The sequence below is a fragment of the Streptomyces pathocidini genome, from assembly GCF_001418495.1.
Taxonomy (GTDB): domain Bacteria; phylum Actinomycetota; class Actinomycetes; order Streptomycetales; family Streptomycetaceae; genus Streptomyces; species Streptomyces pathocidini.
The window spans coordinates 1-1775 of sequence record NZ_LIQY01000439.1 but is presented as its reverse complement, the minus strand read 5'-3'; the positions used below and the strand labels follow the sequence as shown (position 1 = coordinate 1775).

2 protein-coding genes are annotated in these 1775 nt (G+C 73.9%); one reads left to right on the top strand and one right to left on the bottom strand.

All coding sequences use genetic code 11. The annotated features are described in order from the left end of the window. The coding region (locus AOK16_RS28545) for a four-carbon acid sugar kinase family protein (protein ID WP_240483653.1) at positions 1-689 on the bottom strand (689 nt) is incomplete at its 3' end. Positions 690-823: 134 nt separating this feature from the next. Between AOK16_RS28545 and AOK16_RS19735 the strand changes: the two genes are divergently transcribed. Beyond that, positions 824-1775 (top strand): aldo/keto reductase (locus tag AOK16_RS19735; RefSeq protein WP_055473531.1); only part of this gene is annotated, 952 nt, incomplete at its 3' end.

The following is a 1775-nucleotide window of genomic DNA, read 5'->3' as shown; positions in this document are numbered from 1 at the left end:
TCGGCGAGCGCGCCGGTCTCCGCCGCGAGGTTCCCCCGCAGCAGCGAGTCGAACTTCTTGAGAACCAGCGTCCCTTCACCGACTGCCGGCAGCGCATCCCGTACCCGCCCGGCCGCCACAGCTGCCGGAAGATAACGCGAGTCCAGGTCGATGACGTCCATTGGCTCAGGGGCCCGTTTCGGCGCGACCGCGCCATCGCCCCACCGGCCTGCTTCCGGGGCGCGCGTCATGTTTGCTGTGCTCGTGATGACCGCCCCGGCGGTCGGCTCTCCACCCACGGGGGCTGTTCCGCCGGTCAACTCGCCTTCTGCGGGGACCGTCCGGGTCGCCGGTCCGCCGTCCGTGAGGGCCGCTCCGGTGGGGGAGGCGCTGTGCAGCAGGGGTGCACGGGTGGCCGATGTGCCGTCTGCGGAGGCCGAGTCGGTGACGGACTCGGCGTCTGCGCGGGGTGGTTGGACGGAGGGCTCCTCGGCCGCAGACGTCCCGCCGATGGTGAGCCCGCCGTCAGCGGGGGCCACCGCGTTGTGCAGTGGGCCCCAACAGGGTGCGCTCTCGGCCTCGTTGGACCCGACGGGCCCCAGCACCACCCGGCACCGCCTCCCCGGTGACAGCAGCGTCGCTGCCGTTTCGGCCGCGCCCGAGAGGTCGTCCGCCAGGGCGAGGAGGCGGCGGTGGATGGGTGTCGGCACCTGGGAGACCCCCTCTGTCAGCCGCGGCACGCCCGGCGGCGCAGTGGTCGCCGATGATGGCACAGGCTGCGTGATTCGCGCGAGTGCATTGCGCACAGCGCGCAGCCGTGCCAGTTTGGGCGACCATGGCGACCATGAGCACTCCACTGCCGGGAGTCCCGACCCCGCTGTCGCGGCTCGTGCTGGGCACCATGACCTTCGGCGACACCGTGATGCTCGCCGACGCCGCCACGATGCTGGACACCGCGCTGGACGCGGGCGTCACCGCCGTGGACACCGCCAACGGGTACGCGGGCGGCGCCTCCGAGGCCATCCTGTCCGAGCTGCTGACCCCGGCCCGCCGCGAGCGGCTCGTGCTCGCCACCAAGGCCGGCATCCCGCATCCCGACGCGGGCGACGACTCGCCCCTCTCTCCCCGCGGCCTGCGCGCCGCGCTCGACGGCAGTCTGCGCAGACTGCGCACCGACCGCGTCGACCTGTTCTACCTCCACCAGCCCGACCGCTCCGTTCCCCTGGCCGAAACCCTCGGCACCGTCGCCGAGTTGGCGGCCGAGGGCAAGATCGGCGCGCTGGGGGTGTCCAACTACGCCGCCTGGCAGATCGCCGACCTCGTCCGCATCGCCGAGGAGGTCGGCGCGCCTCGCCCGGCCGTCGCCCAGCAGCTCTACAACCTGCTGGCCCGCCGGATCGAGGAGGAGTACGCGGAGTACGCCGCCGCCAGCGGACTGCTCACCATGGTCTACAACCCGCTCGCCGGCGGCCTGCTGACCGGCCGCCACCACTACGGCCGTACGCCGGAGGGCGGCCGGTTCGCGGACTCGGCGCTCGCCCCGATGTACCGGCGGCGCTACTGGGACGAGCGGTTGTTCACCGCCGTCGGCCGGCTGTCCGCCGTCGCCGGGGAGGCAGGTCTCGAACCGGCCGAACTGGCCCTGCGCTGGCTGCTGGGACGGGACGGCGTGGACGCCGTACTGCTGGGCGGCTCGCGCGTCGAGCAGTTGCGCGCCAACCTGGCCGCCGCCACGTCCGCGGGCAGCGGGCCGCCCTGCGCGTCGGCCAGGTTGGCGCGCAACTGCTCGACGCGCG